The sequence below is a fragment of the Maribellus sediminis genome (assembly GCF_011799805.1).
Classification (GTDB): Bacteria; Bacteroidota; Bacteroidia; order Bacteroidales; family Prolixibacteraceae; genus Draconibacterium; species Draconibacterium sediminis_A.
Map to the genome: position 1 here is coordinate 655656 of NZ_WXUB01000004.1, position 17771 is coordinate 673426.

At 40.4% G+C, this 17771-nt stretch carries 13 protein-coding genes; 10 read left to right on the forward strand and 3 right to left on the reverse strand.

Going from position 1 to position 17771, the window contains the following annotated elements; genetic code table 11:
- Positions 1-10: 10 nt before the first annotated feature.
- The 5 genes from HFD85_RS17390 to HFD85_RS17410 all read left to right on the forward strand — a co-directional run bounded on the left by HFD85_RS17390 (position 11) and on the right by HFD85_RS17410 (position 3628).
- The gene (locus HFD85_RS17390) at positions 11-592 is read left to right on the forward strand and encodes an FKBP-type peptidyl-prolyl cis-trans isomerase (protein ID WP_167612761.1); all 582 of its coding nucleotides are present in this window, start codon (positions 11-13) and stop codon (positions 590-592) included.
- Between the two features lie 75 nt (positions 593-667).
- Positions 668-1741, forward strand: coding sequence for a chorismate synthase (gene aroC / locus HFD85_RS17395; RefSeq protein WP_167612763.1), 1074 nt, complete (start codon positions 668-670; stop codon positions 1739-1741).
- Positions 1742-1743: 2 nt separating this feature from the next.
- On the forward strand, positions 1744-2157 hold the full coding sequence (locus HFD85_RS17400; protein WP_167612765.1) for a DUF134 domain-containing protein: 414 nt from the start codon (positions 1744-1746) through the stop codon (positions 2155-2157).
- 297 nt (positions 2158-2454) lie between these two features.
- Entirely contained in the window at positions 2455-3006 is a 552-nt protein-coding gene (locus tag HFD85_RS17405; RefSeq protein WP_167612767.1) for a PepSY-associated TM helix domain-containing protein, read from the forward strand.
- A gap of 127 nt (positions 3007-3133) precedes the next feature.
- Positions 3134-3628 (forward strand): hypothetical protein, encoded by a 495-nt coding sequence (locus HFD85_RS17410; RefSeq protein WP_167612769.1) that lies wholly within the window; start codon positions 3134-3136, stop codon positions 3626-3628.
- Between the two features lie 32 nt (positions 3629-3660).
- On the opposite strand, the gene HFD85_RS17415 is transcribed toward HFD85_RS17410, so the two are convergent.
- Complete coding sequence (locus HFD85_RS17415) at positions 3661-4128, reverse strand: methionine-R-sulfoxide reductase (protein WP_240925072.1); 468 nt, start codon at positions 4126-4128, stop codon at positions 3661-3663.
- A gap of 94 nt (positions 4129-4222) precedes the next feature.
- Here HFD85_RS17415 and HFD85_RS17420 point away from each other — a divergent pair, with 94 nt between their 5' ends.
- Together HFD85_RS17420 and HFD85_RS17425 are read left to right on the forward strand one after the other, a co-directional pair.
- Entirely contained in the window at positions 4223-4936 is a 714-nt protein-coding gene (locus HFD85_RS17420; RefSeq protein ID WP_167612773.1) for an RluA family pseudouridine synthase, read from the forward strand.
- A 137-nt stretch (positions 4937-5073) separates the two neighbouring features.
- Positions 5074-5580, forward strand: coding sequence for a DUF4252 domain-containing protein (locus tag HFD85_RS17425; protein ID WP_167612775.1), 507 nt, complete (start codon positions 5074-5076; stop codon positions 5578-5580).
- Between the two features lie 78 nt (positions 5581-5658).
- On the opposite strand, the gene HFD85_RS17430 is transcribed toward HFD85_RS17425, so the two are convergent.
- Complete coding sequence (locus HFD85_RS17430) at positions 5659-7041, reverse strand: sulfatase family protein (protein WP_167612777.1); 1383 nt, start codon at positions 7039-7041, stop codon at positions 5659-5661.
- Positions 7042-7179: 138 nt separating this feature from the next.
- Between HFD85_RS17430 and HFD85_RS17435 the strand changes: the two genes are divergently transcribed.
- Positions 7180-8781 carry a Na/Pi cotransporter family protein gene (locus tag HFD85_RS17435; RefSeq protein WP_167612779.1) on the forward strand — a complete coding sequence of 534 codons (1602 nt, stop codon included), beginning with the start codon at positions 7180-7182 and terminating at the stop codon, positions 8779-8781.
- A 213-nt stretch (positions 8782-8994) separates the two neighbouring features.
- On the opposite strand, the gene HFD85_RS17440 is transcribed toward HFD85_RS17435, so the two are convergent.
- Positions 8995-13278, reverse strand: coding sequence for a PKD domain-containing protein (locus HFD85_RS17440; protein ID WP_167612781.1), 4284 nt, complete (start codon positions 13276-13278; stop codon positions 8995-8997).
- Between the two features lie 1049 nt (positions 13279-14327).
- Here HFD85_RS17440 and HFD85_RS17445 point away from each other — a divergent pair.
- Complete coding sequence (locus HFD85_RS17445; RefSeq protein WP_167612783.1) at positions 14328-14972, forward strand: response regulator transcription factor; 645 nt, start codon at positions 14328-14330, stop codon at positions 14970-14972.
- A gap of 310 nt (positions 14973-15282) precedes the next feature.
- Positions 15283-17771, forward strand: a 2489-nt coding sequence (locus tag HFD85_RS17450) for a hypothetical protein (RefSeq protein WP_167612785.1), incomplete at its 3' end; no start/stop codon positions are given.

Consider the following 17771-nt stretch of genomic DNA (forward strand, 5'->3'; position numbering starts at 1 on the left):
ATTCAGGATTATGTTAGAGATAGGAAAATATAAAATGGTTACGTTGACGTACGATTTACGTATCGACGATGAAAATGGCGAAATGATCGAGCAGGCAACAGTTGAACAACCGCTTCAGTTTCTGTACGGAGCAGGCGTTATGCTGCCAAAGTTCGAAACGCATTTGGCCGGATTAAAGCAAGAAGATCCTTTTCAGATTAAACTGGAAAAATTAGATGCTTATGGTGAAGTGAATAACGACGCGATCGTTGAACTGCCCAAAAGCGTATTTCTGGTAAATGGAGAATTCGACAGTGAAATGATCAGCGTAGGAAATACAGTTCCTATGATGAGTAGCAATGGTCAGCGCATGAATGGTCTTGTTCTTGAAGTGACTGACGAAATCGTAAAAATGGACTTCAATCACCCGCTTGCCGGTGAAGACCTTTTCTTTTCAGGAAAAGTAATTGAAGTTCGCGAAGCATCAGACGAAGAAGTTGCCCAGATTCTGTCTGGCGGCGGTGGCGGCTGTGGTTGTGGTAGCCATGATGATGGCTGCAGTAGTGGTTCATGTGGAACAGATAGCCATGGCGGTTGTGGATGTGGATGCTAATTTAGTTTTAATAATTAGTACAATTTAATATCTTTAACCCTGTTTTCTATCCAGAAAACAGGGTTTTTTACTTTTATGAATACATTTGGACATATTTTTAGACTTACTTCTTTTGGCGAATCACACGGCAGAGGGATTGGTGGAATAATCGACGGTTGCCCGGCAGGACTTGAGATTGACATAGAACTCATTCAAAAAGACTTGTCGAGGAGAAAACCTGGCCAGTCGAAAATTACAACGCAACGGAAAGAACCGGATCAGGTTGAATTTCTGTCAGGAATTTTCGAGGGAAAAACGCAGGGTACTCCTATCGCCTTTGCAGTTTGGAACAAAGATCAGCATTCGAATGACTACAATGATCTGAAAGATATTTACCGCCCTTCGCATGCCGATTACACTTATATTCAGAAATACGGAACGCGTGATCATCGTGGAGGAGGTCGTTCTTCAGCCCGTGAAACCATTGCAAGAGTGGTTGCCGGTGCGATTGCCAAACAGGTACTGGCCCAGGTTGGAGTAACTGTTCAGGCCTTTGTTTCGCAGGTGGGTGAAATTGAACTGAAAAAATCGTACCTCGATCTCGATCTTTCGAAAACCGAAGATAACATTGTTCGGTGTCCCGATCCGGAAACTGCTGAGGCAATGATCGAACGCATTGTTCAGGCAGGAAAAGACCACGATACCGTTGGAGGAGTGATTACCGGGGTGGCCAGTGGCGTTCCGGCAGGTTGGGGTGAACCCGTTTTTAACAAGCTGCACGCCGATCTTGGTTTTGCCATGTTAGGCATTAATGCTGTAAAAGGATTTGAATACGGATCAGGCTTTTCCGGTACAAAACTTAGCGGTTCCGAACACAACGATGTATTTATAAATACTGAAAAAGGTGTTCGAACAAAAACGAATAACTCTGGTGGCATCCAGGGAGGAATTTCAAATGGCGAAGATGTGTATTTTAATGTGGCATTTAAGCCCATCGCTACTTTACTGAAAGAGCAACAGACCGTTGACAAAGAAAATAAAGAAGTAACAATAAACCCTAAAGGAAGACACGATCCTTGTGTATTGCCAAGAGCGGTTCCTATCGTAGAAGCTATGGCAGCCCTGGTGCTTGTCGACCATTATTTAATTAGTAAAATTAACTCGAAATAATTATGCCCAGAAGAAAAAGAAACAGAAGAATTCAGGTTCCTCCGGTGATCAAAGGAATGTCGGTTTTTGGTGTTCGTGGCCGAAAATCGAATGAAGTGATTCTTTTATTGGAAGAATACGAAGCCATTCGTTTGCTCGACTATCAAAATCTGACACAAGAGGAAGCAGCAGTGTATATGGATGTTTCTCGTCCGACACTGACCCGGATCTATGAAGAAGCCAGGAAAAAGGTGGCAACAGCCTTTGTTGAAGGACGTGATCTTATTTTCAGAGGAGGCGATATTTATTTCGATAAAAACTGGTACAAATGTAACGAATGTAAGGCCAGTTTTAGTGACTATTCAGAAGAGGTGAACAACTGCCCCGTGTGTACTTCTAAGGATGTAATGTCGTTAAATGATTATTACGCAGAATAAAAAAGAAAACCTCCGGCTCAATAGCCGGAGGTACCCAATTAAGTTGTGATAAAACCAGAGCCCTAGTACACTAGGATTGATGCAATTTACGGCGAAATTGAGTTCAAGTCAAGTGTAAATTCCCCCGATAACAATTTATTAACTCTTTCAAAATCAGAAGATCTTTCAAATCCCCCTGTTTTCCTAACTTATAGCAAATTTTTAACAGACTAATTTATCCGATATTTTTTTCGGATCACCACAATTTCGGAATTTGGATTTATCATATATATTTGTGCGTTAAACTAATATAACGAGATGAAAATCCGCAAATTACTACGAATCTTACACCGCGATTTTGGTTACTTTATTGTTGGAATGACCATTGTTTATGCGCTTTCCGGAATATTTTTGAACCACCGGCATGACTTCAATCCCGATTACAAGATTTATACTGATGATTTTATCGTACAAAAAGGGAATGCTGAGGATTTCGACGCAAATACGATCAAAAGTGTCATAAGCGAACTTCCGTACGATTTAAAATACAAGAAGCATTACATCAGCAGTGATAACCAGGTGCATGTATTCATCGAGAGTGGTGAAATGGTGATCGATCCGATAAAAGGAGAGGGCGTACTTCGTTTTCTGGAGCGGCGGCCACTAATTTTTGAGATGAATAAACTGCATAAAGCAACGCTCGGAACAACCTGGAAATGGGTTAGCGATATTATGGCGTTCATCCTTTTATTTGTTGCAATTTCCGGAATTTTCCTCTTAAAAGGAAAACGAGGTTTTGTTCGGTGGGGCTGGTGGTTGATGGTTGCCGGTTTTGTTGTACCTTTGGTTTTTGCACTGATATTCATTTAACCTTTATAAAATCTAAGTATGAAATGAGCATGTGGATGGGATTCATAAGAATGGAGATAATTATCCGTCAGCTGACGGACATGCGAATTCCATCTGATGCCAAAAAACAAATTAAAAATCTAATCAGATGAAAAAAATTGCATTATTAAGCGTAGCAGTCTTGTTTTTGTTCTCGTGTGGTCAGCAAGCCAAAAAAGCAGAAACAAAGTCCGAAGATACTCCAAAGGAGGTAGTTGTGTTGACTGTCGATCAGGTATTGGAACAGGCTTCTGATTTGGCTGATAAGGAGATTGTAGTTAAAGGCACGGTTATGCACGTGTGTCAACATGGCGGCCAACGTTGTTTCCTGATGGGAAGTAACGAGGATATTACCATTCGAATTGAAGCCGGTGAAAAAATCGGAGCTTTCTCGCAAGAGCAAATGGGAAGTGAACTGGAAATTTCAGGTGTTTTGAAAGAAGTACTGACTGAAGCTGATGCCCATAATCCGGGTGCTGAGCATGGTGAAGCAGAAGGTGAAGAAGATGCCGAAACTCAGGATGCGCATAAAATTTTGGCCGAAAATCAAGCAGCTGCTGAAAGGGTTTTCTTTATCGAGGGCCTTAAAGTAAAAGAATTATAGAATGAAATAAACGATAGAAAAAGGAGAACAAATTATTGTTCTCCTTTTTTTGTGTCATCAGCCGGAATAAATTCGATTGAAACCGAGTTCACACAGTGTCTGGTATCTTTATCGGTAAAACCTTCGCCATAAAAAACATGGCCCAAATGACCACCGCAATTCGTACAGGTTATTTCAGTTCTTCTGCCATCGGCATCTACCGATTTTAATACGGCCCCTTCAATTTCATCATCAAAGCTTGGCCAGCCACAATGCGAGTCGAACTTATCCGACGAGCGATAAAGCGGCGCCTGACATTGTTTGCAGACATAAATACCTTTTCCTTTGAAATCATAGTATTTCCCGGTGTAGGGACGTTCTGTTCCTTTTTCAATAATGACGTAATGTTCGAATTCTGTAAGCTGTTTGTAGTTCATTTCCTTTTCTTTCTGAGTCTTAGTTTCCTGTTTATTCTGCGCATTCGATGAAAATGCACAAAACACCATTAAAAATAGAATCATTGTTTTCATACCAGTTAAACACTTATCGACGTGGTCTGGTTTAACGCGGTATCAATTGAAATAAGACAAATAATTTTAACGATCTTTGTCGGCGATGGAAATAAAAGCAATATACCAGGACGAGCATTTAATTGTAGTAGACAAACCGGTTGATCTGCCGGTACATAAAAATGATTTTATGCCGAATGACGCCGCTTACCTCACCAAGTTGGTGGGCGACATGACCGGGAAATGGATTTATAATGTTCATCGGCTCGATTCAAAAACTTCTGGTGTAATTGTTTTGGTATTTTCTTCGGAAGTGGCGCACGAAATGACGCTGAAGTTTGAAAGGAAGGAAGTAGTGAAAACCTATCACGCGGTTGTTCAGGGAAATCCCGGTAACGGAATTTTCGATAAAAAAGTGGTAGTAAAGAAGAAATCGAAATTTAAAAAGCCGGCATCTACACGATACGAGACCTTGCGTACAGTTTCAACAAACCTTTCTTACAAAGAAAAAGAGCAGGTGGAGTTGAGCCTGGTAAAAGTGATGCCTGAAACCGGCCGCTGGCACCAGATCAGACAGCATTTTGCACAAAATCATAATGATATTCTGGGCGATTCGCATCATGGCGATTTTACTCTGAATAAACTGGTAAGTGCCGACACCGACATTCGAAGATTATTCCTCCACGCGAGTTCTCTCGAGTTTCAGCATCCGGTTTCCGGAGAAGCATTACGTTTTGAAGCGGAGTTGCCTCAGGAATTTAAAGTAGTGCTAGATCATTACTGTATTTCAACCGATACTACAACAGAAATATCCGGTTGAAATTAGATTTAACATCCTTTGTTTATCTTCTGCAGATCCCTGCTCGTCGAATAAATTACATCGATTCACAGCTTTTTCTGAGATTTGAGGTAACGAATTTTGCACTTGTTCGTCATAATGAAAATAAATCTTCAATTATGAAAAAGTTAGCGTTTCTCTGTGTTGCCTTTATTCTGGTTCTTACTTCGTGCAGTTACGAAGCAGGAGTATCTGAAGCTTTCACTAAATACCGTTTTCGCGAAGGTGTGGTAACTGTTTCTGTGCCAGGTTGGGCCATTCATTTGGCGGCAGGATTAGCCGATTTGGATGAGACTGAACGCGAATTACTCGAAAGTATCGATAAAGTAAAAGTTATTGCAGTTGATGACGATGAGTTAAATCGCCATATCGATCTCCATGAAGAGTTTTATCAGCGAATTCACGATAGGAAAGAGTATGAAGAATTACTAGTTGTTCGCGAGGATAACGAGAGTGTTACCATATTCGGAATCATAAATGATGAAAACGTGATCAGAGAAATGCTGATTTTGGTTGGCGGCGATGATAATGCACTGGTTTATATTAAAGGTGAAATCAGACCCGAAATTCTGAATGATAAGATTGACTTGACCAATCCGGATCGGTTTTTAAGTCTGAATTTTTGATTTTAGTTCTGAAACAGAATACAAAAGCCGGATTACTTTGATTAAGTAATCCGGCTTTTATTTTGCCTTTGAATTATTTTATTCTTCTGAGAAGAATTTTTGTTTGTGCTTTTCAGCAATAGCCATAAGCTTCTCAGCAATTTCCGGATGCTCGGCGATAACATTGGTCGTTTCGTATGGATCGTTAACCATATCGAACAACGACAAATCGATGTGAGCTTGTTTGTATTTACCTGGTATTCCGTCCTTACCTTTAATTTCGGTCATGGTGCGGTAATCGTGTGGCAAATGCAATTTCCATTTTCCATCGCCACTTAAAACAGCTTCAAAATTCTTGTTGTTGGTAAAAGCATAGTATTCATGAGGATTTACAGCATTTTCTTTGCCCGAAATAATATCCCACACATTTTTACCGTCAATTTCGGTTTCAGGAAGCGGAACGCCTGCCAGCTCACACAAAGTAGGAAGCAGGTCGATGGTCATCAATGCGCTTTCTGATTGTTGCCCTCCTTTTAACTCTTTAGGATATTTTATAATAGTTGCCGAACGAGTTCCTCCGTCGAAACTGGTTCCTTTTGCTTCGCGGAAAGGCGTAGTACCGGCATGGTTTCCGTATGCGATCCACGGACCGTTATCTGAAGTGAAGATAACGATGGTATTGTCGTCGATCCCATTATCTTTCAGTGCTTTGTTAATTTGTCCAACCGACCAGTCAACTTCCAGGGTAACATCACCGTACAAACCAACTCCTGATTTACCTTCAAATTCAGGACTAACAAATAACGGAACATGAAGCATGTTATGTGGTACGTACAATAAAAAAGGTTCGTTTTTGTGGCGATTAATAAAATCAACAGCGTGTTCGGTATACCATTTTGTCAGCATTTTTTGGTCGGACGAATCAACATCAGGAATGGTAACTTCGCCGTTTTCCCAAAATTGAAGCGGAAATCTTCCCCAATAATCCGGCGCTTCTGGATGGTGTTTCCACATGTCGTTGGAATACATCAGGCCGCAACTTTCATCAAATCCTCGACTTTGAGGACGTGTGTCGGGCTGGTCGCCAATGTGCCATTTCCCAAAAACTGCAGTGGCATAGCCGGCTCTTTTAAATACTTCGCCCATGGTAGGGAAAGCAGGATCCAGCCCGCGTTCATTTGGCCCGTGAGCGCCAAAAACCTTGGTTCGGCCCGGATAACAGCCTGATAACAACGCTGCCCTTGACGCTGAACATACAGCCTGCGGTACATAGAAGTTTTTAAACATGATTCCTTCCTGTGCCAGCGTATTCACATTTGGCGTTTCTATTTTTTGTTGGCCAAACGGTGAAAAATCGGAATATCCCGAATCATCCAGAAAGATGATCACAATATTGGGTTTTTGAGGCGTTTCGGTTTTTGTGCTACACCCACTCATTAATAAAACTGAAATGAGTATCAGCAGGATGGATTGAATCTTCATAATATTTTAAAAAAGTTATTTCGTACAAAAATAATAATTCTGTAAGTAAACAATCAGGATTTTGTTTCTCACTTACATCCATTCATACAATTTTTGAAGATTAGTTGTCTTGTTCTATTTTTAGAAAAAATTTCAGCAATGAACTTAAACTGGTGGACCTTGATCGTTCTATTGTTAGGCGGTCTGGCTTTGTTTCTTCACGGGATGAATGTGATGACCGACGGATTAAAAGCTGCTGCGGGTAGCAACATGAAAAGATTCCTAAAAGCCATGACCCGAAACCGTTGGACTTCGTTACTTGCTGGTACGGGAATTACGGCTATAATTCAGTCTTCATCGGTTACAACGGTTCTTGCTGTTGGGTTTGTTTCGGCCGGACTGCTGTCATTTCAAAGCACCCTTGGCGTAATTTTGGGTGCCAATTTAGGAACCACCATTACTGCTCAGATTATTGCTTTTAAAATTACCAGCGCTTCCTGGGTGATGATCGCCTTTGGTTATCTGTTCAAAGTACTATTTGCCAAAAAATCGTATAAAGAATTTGGTACCATCGTTCTGGGACTGGGAATGGTTTTTCTGGGCATGACCGTAATGAGCGAAGCTACAGAACCTTTGAAAACATATGAACCTTTCATTCATTTAATGAAAGGGCTTGATAACCATTTACTCGCAATTTTAATAGGAACAGCATTTACGGCAGCTGTTCAGAGTTCTTCGGCAACAACCGGTGTGGTCATTGTTCTTGCGTCACAGGGACTTGTTAGTATTGATGGAGGTATTGCATTGATACTTGGAGCAAACGTTGGAACCTGTGTAACAGCAGTTTTGTCGGCTCTTGGTAAACCTCGTGAAGCCATGCGTGTGGCAATGGCACATGTATTCTTCAATGTTGCAGGGGTAATGCTTTGGTTTGGATTTATCGAACAGTTAAAAGAAATAGTGCAGTTTATTTCGAACGACGAGGCCAGACAGATTGCGAATGCCCACACACTTTTTAATACGGCCAATACTGTTTTGTTTATTTGGCTTGTACATCCGGTGACTAAACTAATTTTATGGCTTGTTCCGGAGAAAAAGAGGGAAGAGAAGATTTTGTTTCCTGAACTGCACAGCTATTTTTTGGAAGACAAATCGATGGCCCTGGATCTTGCCAGTCAATCGATTGTGAAACTTGGGAAACGGACTTTAAAAATAATAGATAAGGGAATAATCATTGCGACAAGTGGTACTGCCACAGAATTAATCGGACTGCGAAAAAAAGATATATCGGTGGATAGGGGACATGCCGAAATCCTGCGATTCCTGCAGCAAATTCGCCGAATGACCTTAAGTAATGAAGAAGCCAAAAAGTTGGAACTTCAGGTTGAAGCAGTTAACGTATTGGAAACCGCAGCCGATCTGATCACAACAAACCTGGTTGAGGCTGCTGAACACCGAATTGATAAGGGATTCCAGCCGTCGGAAACTACACTTTCGATGTTGACAAAGTTGTATGATCTGGCAGCAAGTGCCTTTGCATCAGCTCTGGATGAATTCAGTGGCAAGGAAATTCCGGGAAACGATGCTTTAAATAAGGAAACTTTCAAAGCACAATTTCAGGAAGTCAGATCTTATCTTACGCAACGTCTTACAGAAGAAGATGAAATGCGCATTTCAATTTATCGTTTTGAATCGGAAATTCTGGAGGCCATTCGTCGATTGCACAGCCTTTCACGAAGATTAGAAAGGAAAGCAGGATGACGCTGAAGTTTCATAGCCCCCGCTTTCCTAAGTAGTTGATTTGTCAGCACTACTTCTTAGTAATCTTTTTGGTGCAATTGCATTCTTGTTTTAGGAAACAACCGGTTAAAATCCTGTTGGCTTTAGGAGAAGTAAAGAAGATTAGAAAGGAAAGCAGGATGACTTCTGTAGTTCCATAGCATCCCACTTTCCTAAGTAGTTGATTTGTCAGCACTACTTCTTAATAATCTTCTCAGTGTAATTGTTGCTCTGGCTATTTATCACAACAATATATAATCCTGACGGATGCATGCTTAAGTCTATGGTACTAAGCAGGTCCGTAATCGCACTCTCCAATATTTTCGATCCGCTGGCATTGTAAACAGCATAACTGTCATCAGAACCAAGCATCGATAATTTTATATGCACATTTTGTTCGGTCGGATTCGGATATACTTTTAAGAAGGTTTCATCCAATTCCTCGAATGGTGAAGCACTAGCCGCCATTTTATCTCCGTACGAAGCAGATGCTCCACCAAATGAAACTGTGTAGTCCTCAACCTCACCTTCAAAACCATCGTCGCAGGATGCAGGTGATTTTCCGGTTTTCATAGTTATCCGCATTCGTACATCGCCAGTGGCATAAGCCGGAATGGAAATTGCTGAATTTACACTTCCTTTGGAATTATTTGCGGTAAGAAGCGTCTCATCTGCATCATCAAAATCACCATCGTTATTGAAGTCGATCCAAATTCTCCAGAAATTTCTGGCACTTGAATTCGACGGTACAAGACCGACATTATAAGCAGCGCCAGGAACCAGGTTGATGGTTTCTGCAGAGTAATTTGTATAGCCTTCACTGGCACTTGTTCTGGAGAAACTACCAATGTCAACTTTGCTAATAAAATTAACGGCACTATTCAAATTCGATGGGAAACAGTAAGTTACATCTCCGACCTCTTTAACCGTAATGATCTGCGATTGAGTTTTTGTAGATGGATCAAAACCGGTTTTACTTACGGTCAGACTTACATCGTATACTCCGGCCGTACTATAGGTAATTGTTGGATTCTGATCAATACTTGTTTCTGTGTCAGCTCCCGGGAATGACCACTCATATGTCTCCGGATTGTTTGCTGAAAGATCAGAAAATTGTATGCTCTCGCCAACATAAATGGTATAAAGGTTAGCGGCAAAGTCTGCAACCGGTGCTTTTGCTTGTTCAGGAAGAATTTGAATGGTATAATCCTCTACATCTCCTGCAACTGAAAAGTCACAAGCTGTTGGATCCACACTTCCCATAGCAATTCTAATGCGCGTAGTTACTGTACTTGTAACTGTCGGTAAAGTAATTGTCCCGCTTACTGCCGATTTTGATTTTGATGAACTGAATACCTTTTCATCATCCGTAAAACTGAAGTCTGAATTGTAATCGATCCAAACGGCCCAATATTCAAATTTACTGCGAGGATTGAAGTCTGGTACAAGATTTATTGTATGACTCAATCCGCCTTCAAGTTCAAAAACGTTTCCGGTATTATCGGTATAACCGTTTGGTGTAGAGCTGTATGTAACAGAACCAATTTGAACTTGAGAAATCCACTCGTTGCTGGCAAGCGGGGAGGGGACACAATACTCCGGCTGAGCTTTTTCAACCTGAATATAATTTTCAACTGTTTTAGTGTTATTTCCCCCTTTGTTGGTAACGGTAAGAGAAACTTTATAGCTGTTCGGATTCTTGTACGTCACCTTCGGATTGCGTTCTGTTGAAGTAGCAGGTTCTCCTCCTTCAAATACCCAATACCAGGTTTCCGGAGTGTTGCTCGACTTGTCAGTAAAACCGATTTGTCCACCTTCTACAACTTGAGTATTGTCTGCACTGAAATCAGCAATTGGTGCCGGTGGATTTGAAACTGTAATACAAGATGTAACCAAAATTGTGTCTGATCCATCAGCATTGCTGGCAATTAAGCTAACGTCATAAATGCCTGCCGTATTAAATGTAACAACCGGATTTTGAACCGTTGATGTATAATTCTCACTTCCTGTAAACGTCCAGGCCCATGATGTTGGTGAATTCGATGACTGGTCGGTGAATGTAACTGATTTGCCAGTTTCAACAGTGGCAGCACTTTTAGTAAAATTAGCTACCGGAGGATTTAATACAACTTGTTGTTTCTCTGTTACGGTTACAAAACCGGTCATGGTTATATTGTCTGAGCCATCATCGTTTGTAACGGTAAGCGATACATCATATATCCCGGCAGCAGAGTAAGTGACACTTGGGTTCTTTATAGTCGTACTGTTAGCAGTTCCACCCGGGAAATTCCATTGCCATTCATACGGATTATTGTCTGAAAGATCAGTGAACTGAACCGAACTGCCTTCTTCAACAGAAGTAGTGGTAGCAGTAAAATTGGCAAGCGGTGGTGTTTTTGCAGTTACATTAATGTATTGTGTTGCTGTTTTGGTGCTAGAACCATCAGCATTTGTAGCTGTTAGCGATACAGTATATGAACCTGGAGTATTGTATGTGATGCTTGGATTTTTCTCAGTTGACAAATCCGGAGTTCCACCATTAAAACTCCAGCTCCAACTGTTTGGTGTATTGGTTGACAAATCAGTAAAAGAGACAGTTCCTCCTTCTTTTAAAGTGGTAATATCAGCTACAAAGTCAGCTACCGGAGGCGTAAGTATGCGGTTTACTGTAATATAACCAGAAATCGTTTTTGTATCTGAACCTCCTGAATTCGCAACGGTCAAACTTACTTCGTAATTTCCTGGAGTATCATAGGTTACTGTAGGATTTTGAGCCGTTGATGTTGCCGGATTTCCTCCTGTAAATGTCCACGACCAGGATGAAGGACCGTTTGTTGATGCATCGCTAAAGTTGACTTTATCTCCTTCTGTTATTTTAATTGCATCTGCTGTGAAATCTGCTACAGGACTTGCAACCGGACCTAATGGCATACAGTAGCCATATTGATCCAGCGGTCCTTTAGTTGGATCAGAATCATCACCATCAGCAAGATCCGGACCCGGACAGTTAGCTGGTTTCTCTCCAAGTCCCCACCAGTAATAACCATCGCCGTCGTTATCTTCGAAAACAACATCGTAATTGTTGACAACACTTGTGACAGGAGTTTTAATACCATGTGTCCAGCCAATATTAGAAATAGGAGTTTCTACATATACATATCCGGCATCACCAAATCGAAGTCCCCAACTGTTTTTAAAGATCCATACTGTTGTACCAATAAGTGGATCTCCTGCAAGAACTTCTTTCCAGTATCTTTGTAAACTTAAATCTCTGTAATAAATATAATCGCCTTCTTTTACAACCATATAACCTACAAGAACCATGGCATGGCTCCAATCATAGAGACCTCCACTTACAGGCCCCATCTCAATAAGCATTCTTTTAAGATCGTCTTCGGTTCTTGGGTATTCGGTTGAAGCAAAAGGAGTTCTGCCTGCTATTTTGATTAACTCCTGTGGCGAAGAGCCTTTATCAGTACAGGCAAGATCCGCCTGAGCATATGGGAATGTTGCTTCATCCACAATACCTGTGGTTGTCATATAATCAAGTGCAATTCTTGGATATCCACCAGAACATGATCCGGCTCCACTGCAAGATAATGCATCTTGTTCAGAAAGGTCTAAATTTAGTTGTTGGTTAAAGTAAAGATTCGTCATAGCCTCTACCGCACCTGTTGAAGCAAAGGCCCAACAAGAACCACAAGCTCCTTGATTGGTAACCGGTGATATCCAGTTTTTGCCATGACGATCACGCCAGTCCCACTGATCAACATAAGGACTCCCGCTGGTGGCCGACTTCAAATTTGTGTCGGTTGTCGTCGTTTCAGTGGTAATAACACCTCCGGCATAAAACTCAAATCCGGCCGGAAAAGTACTTTGTCCGTAAAGTTTTTTACGGTCGGCGTACGACAATTCTGAAACACTAGTTGGAGCTGCCACCCATTTTTGTCCGTTAGCCTTAAGATGCTGATTCAAACGGGTAACTTTATCTGCATTTTGTTCCTGTCGTGTTTCTTTCTGAACTTTTTTAATGTCAGAAATATCAGAACGACCGGCATAAGTAAGTTTGTGCAACTTAACCTTTGCATCAATTACTTTTACCTGAAGAGCATAGGGCTTAATGCCATCCAGCAAAGCTGTTTCTTCACAACTTTCCTCGATAGTAATTTTATTTGAACCTGCCAACAGAGGATAAGCCTCATAAATCAGGTGTTCATTAAAATACTCGTCGATCAATACAAAACGTACCTGGCTTTTGTCGGTAGCAAATTCAATTTCTGCATCAACTGCCAGACCGTAAATTTTATTGATACGATCCTCAAAGGGAGATATTTCTTTCGAATCCTCGAAGGTTTGTTCGATTTTAAGAATTCGTTTGTCTTCTCCCAGTAATCTAAATTTGGAGTTTTGGTTTTGTGCAAGTGCTGACAAATTTACAATTGCAAAAAACACTAACAACATTAACTCTGGTTTTCTCATTGTACTAGTGTTTATGATTTAATGGTATTAAAAATCCACTTTTATCTCAAAGTGTTTCATATTGATTAATAGCCTCAAAATGAAGCTTGTTAATCACTTGGATTCAACTAATGGGTTACGGTTCGAAAAAATGGATTAATACTTCCTTTACAACTTAATCGAGTTTCTTAAATCCATCACCAGGCTTAATTAATTAAGCATATGCAGTTTTGTTTAACTTATGAAGAGGGCAGACTAAATTCGGACTCTTTGCGATATGCAAAAAGGTGTATGAGCTTTAACATACCACTCCCGTTCTGTTTAGAATCAGGTGTGATGCAACTTTAATACGTACAACTTAATTGGTTCTTTTTCTACAAAATAAGCTATAGTCCTAATCTCTTTTCAGAAAATAGTATGACTTTGACTAAATGGAAAAAGAGTAGTTGCATAAACTAATATCCGCATAATCTTACCGGTAAAACCATTTGGTTAAACACAACAGACGAAATTTTTCGCCTTTATTAAGTGATGGATAAGTAAGCGTCATTCAAAGAACGGTTTTATATCTATGGGTTCGATGCCAAATATTGAAACTAATTCTGTAATTACCAACAAAAAAAATGAACATGGGGCTTTGATATCTAGTTGTTTAGGTGTTTAAAAGTCATGAAATGCCAGTATAATCAACTCTTGTAGAAACAATTTTCATTTTCATTTTTTTAAAAGAAATGAAAGAATTTGTAATTATTCTTAATTGACTGATTAACAGTTGCTTGTTTATGTAAAACAAGTGCTGGTTCTCAAATCAAAATATCAATATTGTTATTTAGCCTTGCAGAATAGATAAAGACTAAATTGTATTTTATGTCAGTAATTATCCGTGATTTTCGTATGTATTTTTACGGAGTAGGTTTTTACGTGAAATTATTGTAAATTGCTTAAGTAATTTTACAAATTCCCTTAACTTCATTTAATTAAGGACTCTTTTTGTTGAGTGGGCAGATGAAGATATCTTGAAATAATCAAGGTATTAGAGTAAATTAATTAATGATAAAAAATAAGGTTGTATGTGTAAAATTGCAATCCTTGAAAACTATTCGCTTTTTTGCTCGGGAATACGGCCGGTTCTGGAAAAAATTCTTGAATTTGAAGTAGTAACGGAAGCAAAACAATTAAAGGACTTTATTCCTTTAATTAATAAAAGTGATCCGGATGTTATTATAATCGATGTATTACATTGTGATCAGGATGGTATCGTTCCGGTAAAAAAGATAAGGGCTAAAGCCACGAAAACGCCTATTTTACTGATTGTTTCAAAAGAATACTCCGAACATTTCGAAAATTATATCGCTCTTGGAGTAAACGGATTGTTATCTAATTCTTCCAATTCGGCAGAACTGGTTGATGCCGTTAAAACCTTAAAAAGAGGAGGAGATTATTTTCCTCCTAACGTTTGGATATTATTAAAGGAATATTTACGATCGAGGCGCAAGGATATTGTACCGGAAAGAAAAACCAAAAAAGTGCTTTCCAGCCGCGAATTGGACATTTTAAAACTGTTTTGCAAAGGATATACCTACAAGGAAATTGCGAATAATTTAAACATTAGCCCACGTACAGTCGAAACACACAAAAAAAATATTACATCAAAAATTAATGTAAGGTCTACGGCAGAAATGGTGGAATATGCTATACAAAATAACCTTACTTAGTCGGCTAAATCAACAATAAAAACACCTAATATTTCCCCGAATATTTCCGTAAAAATCCTGATTGACTTCAGATTTGTATTATCGTAACTTGTAATATGAATTTGGTTCTAAACCAACCGAATGAAAAAATAAGGGTAGAGATCAAACCTTGCCCCGGGATGATTTCGAAAAATTAATCAGAATACTATAGGACGCGGAAAGTTTACGCTTTCGTTTTTGAAGATGGATTCGATAACGTAGTAGGAATCTTATTTTTTTTAAAGTAAGCCTTAAAAGTTTACCCACTTACTTTCAAACAAAACAAACAATTATGAAAGAAATTTACTGTAAAAGCAAAAGATGGCGCACGCATCTTTTGTTGTTATTTAGTGCAGTTATGATGAGCGTAGTGTCTTTCGCCCAAACTCCACCATGTGTTGATGGGGTATCAAATGATTGGGGCGACGGAGGATACATGGCTGGTCAGTCGACTTACGAACTTAATCATGATGTCTTTATTGGTAACAATGATGACATTTTTACAGGAGGTAAAGACTTCAAGGATTGGGGAATGCCTTCACCAACACCGGATTATAGTAACTGGACATTTAGTCCGATGCAGGCAAAAAGTGATATTATGAATGCATCGGCAGCTATTGTAACTGGGCTTCGACCCACGGATGGTTGCCCATTTGGTGATCCTCTTAACCCAACTTATTACGATCCCACGCACACTTATCTGTTTTTTGCCGGTGACAGGGAGAGTAATAAAGGAACCGGTTATATTGGATTTTGGTTCTGTTTAAATGGAACTGAACCAGTAGATATTGGTGGAGATAAATATTTTTACCCTGAGCATGCTATTGGTGATATATTGATTTTGGCCAATTTTGAAAATGGTGGACGAATTGCTGATGTTACCGTATTAAAATGGGTAGGCCCTGGTAATGGCACCGAAGGTAATAACCTTTCATTAGTTCCACTTGATCTTAACTCACAAGTAGGTACAAATAATGATACGCCAACTCCGGTTCCTCCGGGTTGGATAACTGACGGCCGGACAGAGTACGACTATTTCGAATTTTTTGAAGGTATAGTAGATCTTACACCAATCTTTGCAGAGGTAAACGATCCACAACTACTTTGTAAGGCTACCTGGATGCTGGAAACAAGGTCATCAAAAGAAATAACTGCTGATTCAAAAGACTTTGTTGGTGGTAACTTCAATATAGCACCTGTAGTTGAAGTAAGTGACGATGCAGTCTGTGAAAATGGTTCTGCCAGTTTAACGGCTACACTTAAGGATGCAAATGGCGATCCGGTTTCACCAGCGGGTTATACATTTACATGGTCTCCTAGCGGAAGTTATAGCGGTCAGGGTACATCAACCATTAGCTTTGCTTCTGCACAATTAGGCGATGCAGGAGACTATATCGTAACGGTTACAAGTGAAACAGAGTGCGAACCTAATGAACCTGACACAGCTACATTAACTGTATATGATAATCCAACCTGTACTGTAACAACTACTGATCAGTCAAATTTCTATGCTGCCGATGGTACAGCAAAAGTTACTGTTAATGGAGCAGATGGTGATACATATTATTGGACAGACGGCGATGGAAATGCAATTCCTGAAGCAAACGGACAAGGAACAGATAGTATTTGGGGATTGAGTATGGGACGTTACTATGTTCACGTTACCGATGTAAATGGCTGTGAGACCTCTTGTAATGATTCTCTTGGTTGGGCGCCAACAGCCCCAACTTGTTCAGTTACTGCTGTTGATGTGGAATGTTATGGTGCTGAAACCGGTATGGCATGGGCACAAGTAATCCCATCAGGGCCTGATAGCTTTCCTCCATTCACTTACATCTGGTTAAAAGATCTTGTGCCTTTTGATACAATAGTTTCTACCAGCATGACAGATACCATGTATAATTTGGGTGCTGGTATTTACGATGTCTACATAAAAAACAGTGCTGATCCGAATTATACTCAATGTTGGGATACAGTTTTCCAACCAGATCCTAATCCGGTTATGGTTGAATGTTCGAATATAACAATGGATGCCTGTTTAGGTCAGTCTGCTATTGATATTGCATTTGGTAATTGGCTAGATACAGTATTTATGGTAAGCGGAGGTACTGATCCTTTGGATATGGTTTACAAGATTAATGATGTTGAGATAGATATTGATACACTTAGTGCACCAGATGCATGTGGAGGATTTGTTACTGTTGAGATGGTTGTTACCGATTATTGTGGAACATCCGATAGTTGTTCAGCAACCTTTACGGTAACGGATGCACCGGCAATAGAAGCAACACCACCTGCAGATCTGACTTTGGGTTCATGTCTGACCCAGGATTCAGTGAATACGGCCTATGATGCATGGGTAGCCAGCGGCGTAGTAACCGGCGGCTGCGGCTTGGTAGTTGACATTGTTAAGCCAGATGCACCGGATGCCTGTGGCGGCAGTGTAGATGTGATGTGGATAGTAAGCAGTGACTGTGCTGATACGATACGAGCCACCCGGACCTTTACGGTAACGGATGCACCGGCAATAGAGGCAACACCACCTGCAGATCTGACTTTGGGTTCATGTCTGACCCAGGATTCAGTGAATACGGCCTATGATGCATGGGTAGCCAGCGGCGTAGTAACCGGCGGCTGCGGCTTGGTAGTTGACATTGTTAAGCCAGATGCACCGGATGCCTGTGGCGGCAGTGTAGATGTGATGTGGATAGTAAGCAGCGACTGTGCTGATACGATACGAGCCACCCGGACCTTTACGGTAACGGATGCACCGGCAATAGA

Excerpts from the sequence above, each read along its gene's own strand:
- HFD85_RS17445 (WP_167612783.1), top strand. The coding sequence starts at position 14,328 with ATGTGTAAAATTGCAATCCTTGAAAACTATTCGCTTTTTTGCTCGGGA.
- HFD85_RS17400 (WP_167612765.1), top strand. The coding sequence starts at position 1,744 with ATGCCCAGAAGAAAAAGAAACAGAAGAATTCAGGTTCCTCCGGTGATC.
- HFD85_RS17425 (WP_167612775.1), top strand. The coding sequence starts at position 5,074 with ATGAAAAAGTTAGCGTTTCTCTGTGTTGCCTTTATTCTGGTTCTTACT.
- HFD85_RS17415 (WP_240925072.1), bottom strand. The coding sequence starts at position 4,128 with ATGATTCTATTTTTAATGGTGTTTTGTGCATTTTCATCGAATGCGCAG.
- aroC (WP_167612763.1), top strand. The coding sequence starts at position 668 with ATGAATACATTTGGACATATTTTTAGACTTACTTCTTTTGGCGAATCA.
- HFD85_RS17420 (WP_167612773.1), top strand. The coding sequence starts at position 4,223 with ATGGAAATAAAAGCAATATACCAGGACGAGCATTTAATTGTAGTAGAC.
- HFD85_RS17410 (WP_167612769.1), top strand. The coding sequence starts at position 3,134 with ATGAAAAAAATTGCATTATTAAGCGTAGCAGTCTTGTTTTTGTTCTCG.
- HFD85_RS17435 (WP_167612779.1), top strand. The coding sequence starts at position 7,180 with ATGAACTTAAACTGGTGGACCTTGATCGTTCTATTGTTAGGCGGTCTG.
- HFD85_RS17440 (WP_167612781.1), bottom strand. The coding sequence starts at position 13,278 with ATGAGAAAACCAGAGTTAATGTTGTTAGTGTTTTTTGCAATTGTAAAT.
- HFD85_RS17430 (WP_167612777.1), bottom strand. The coding sequence starts at position 7,041 with ATGAAGATTCAATCCATCCTGCTGATACTCATTTCAGTTTTATTAATG.
- HFD85_RS17390 (WP_167612761.1), top strand. The coding sequence starts at position 11 with ATGTTAGAGATAGGAAAATATAAAATGGTTACGTTGACGTACGATTTA.
- HFD85_RS17405 (WP_167612767.1), top strand. The coding sequence starts at position 2,455 with ATGAAAATCCGCAAATTACTACGAATCTTACACCGCGATTTTGGTTAC.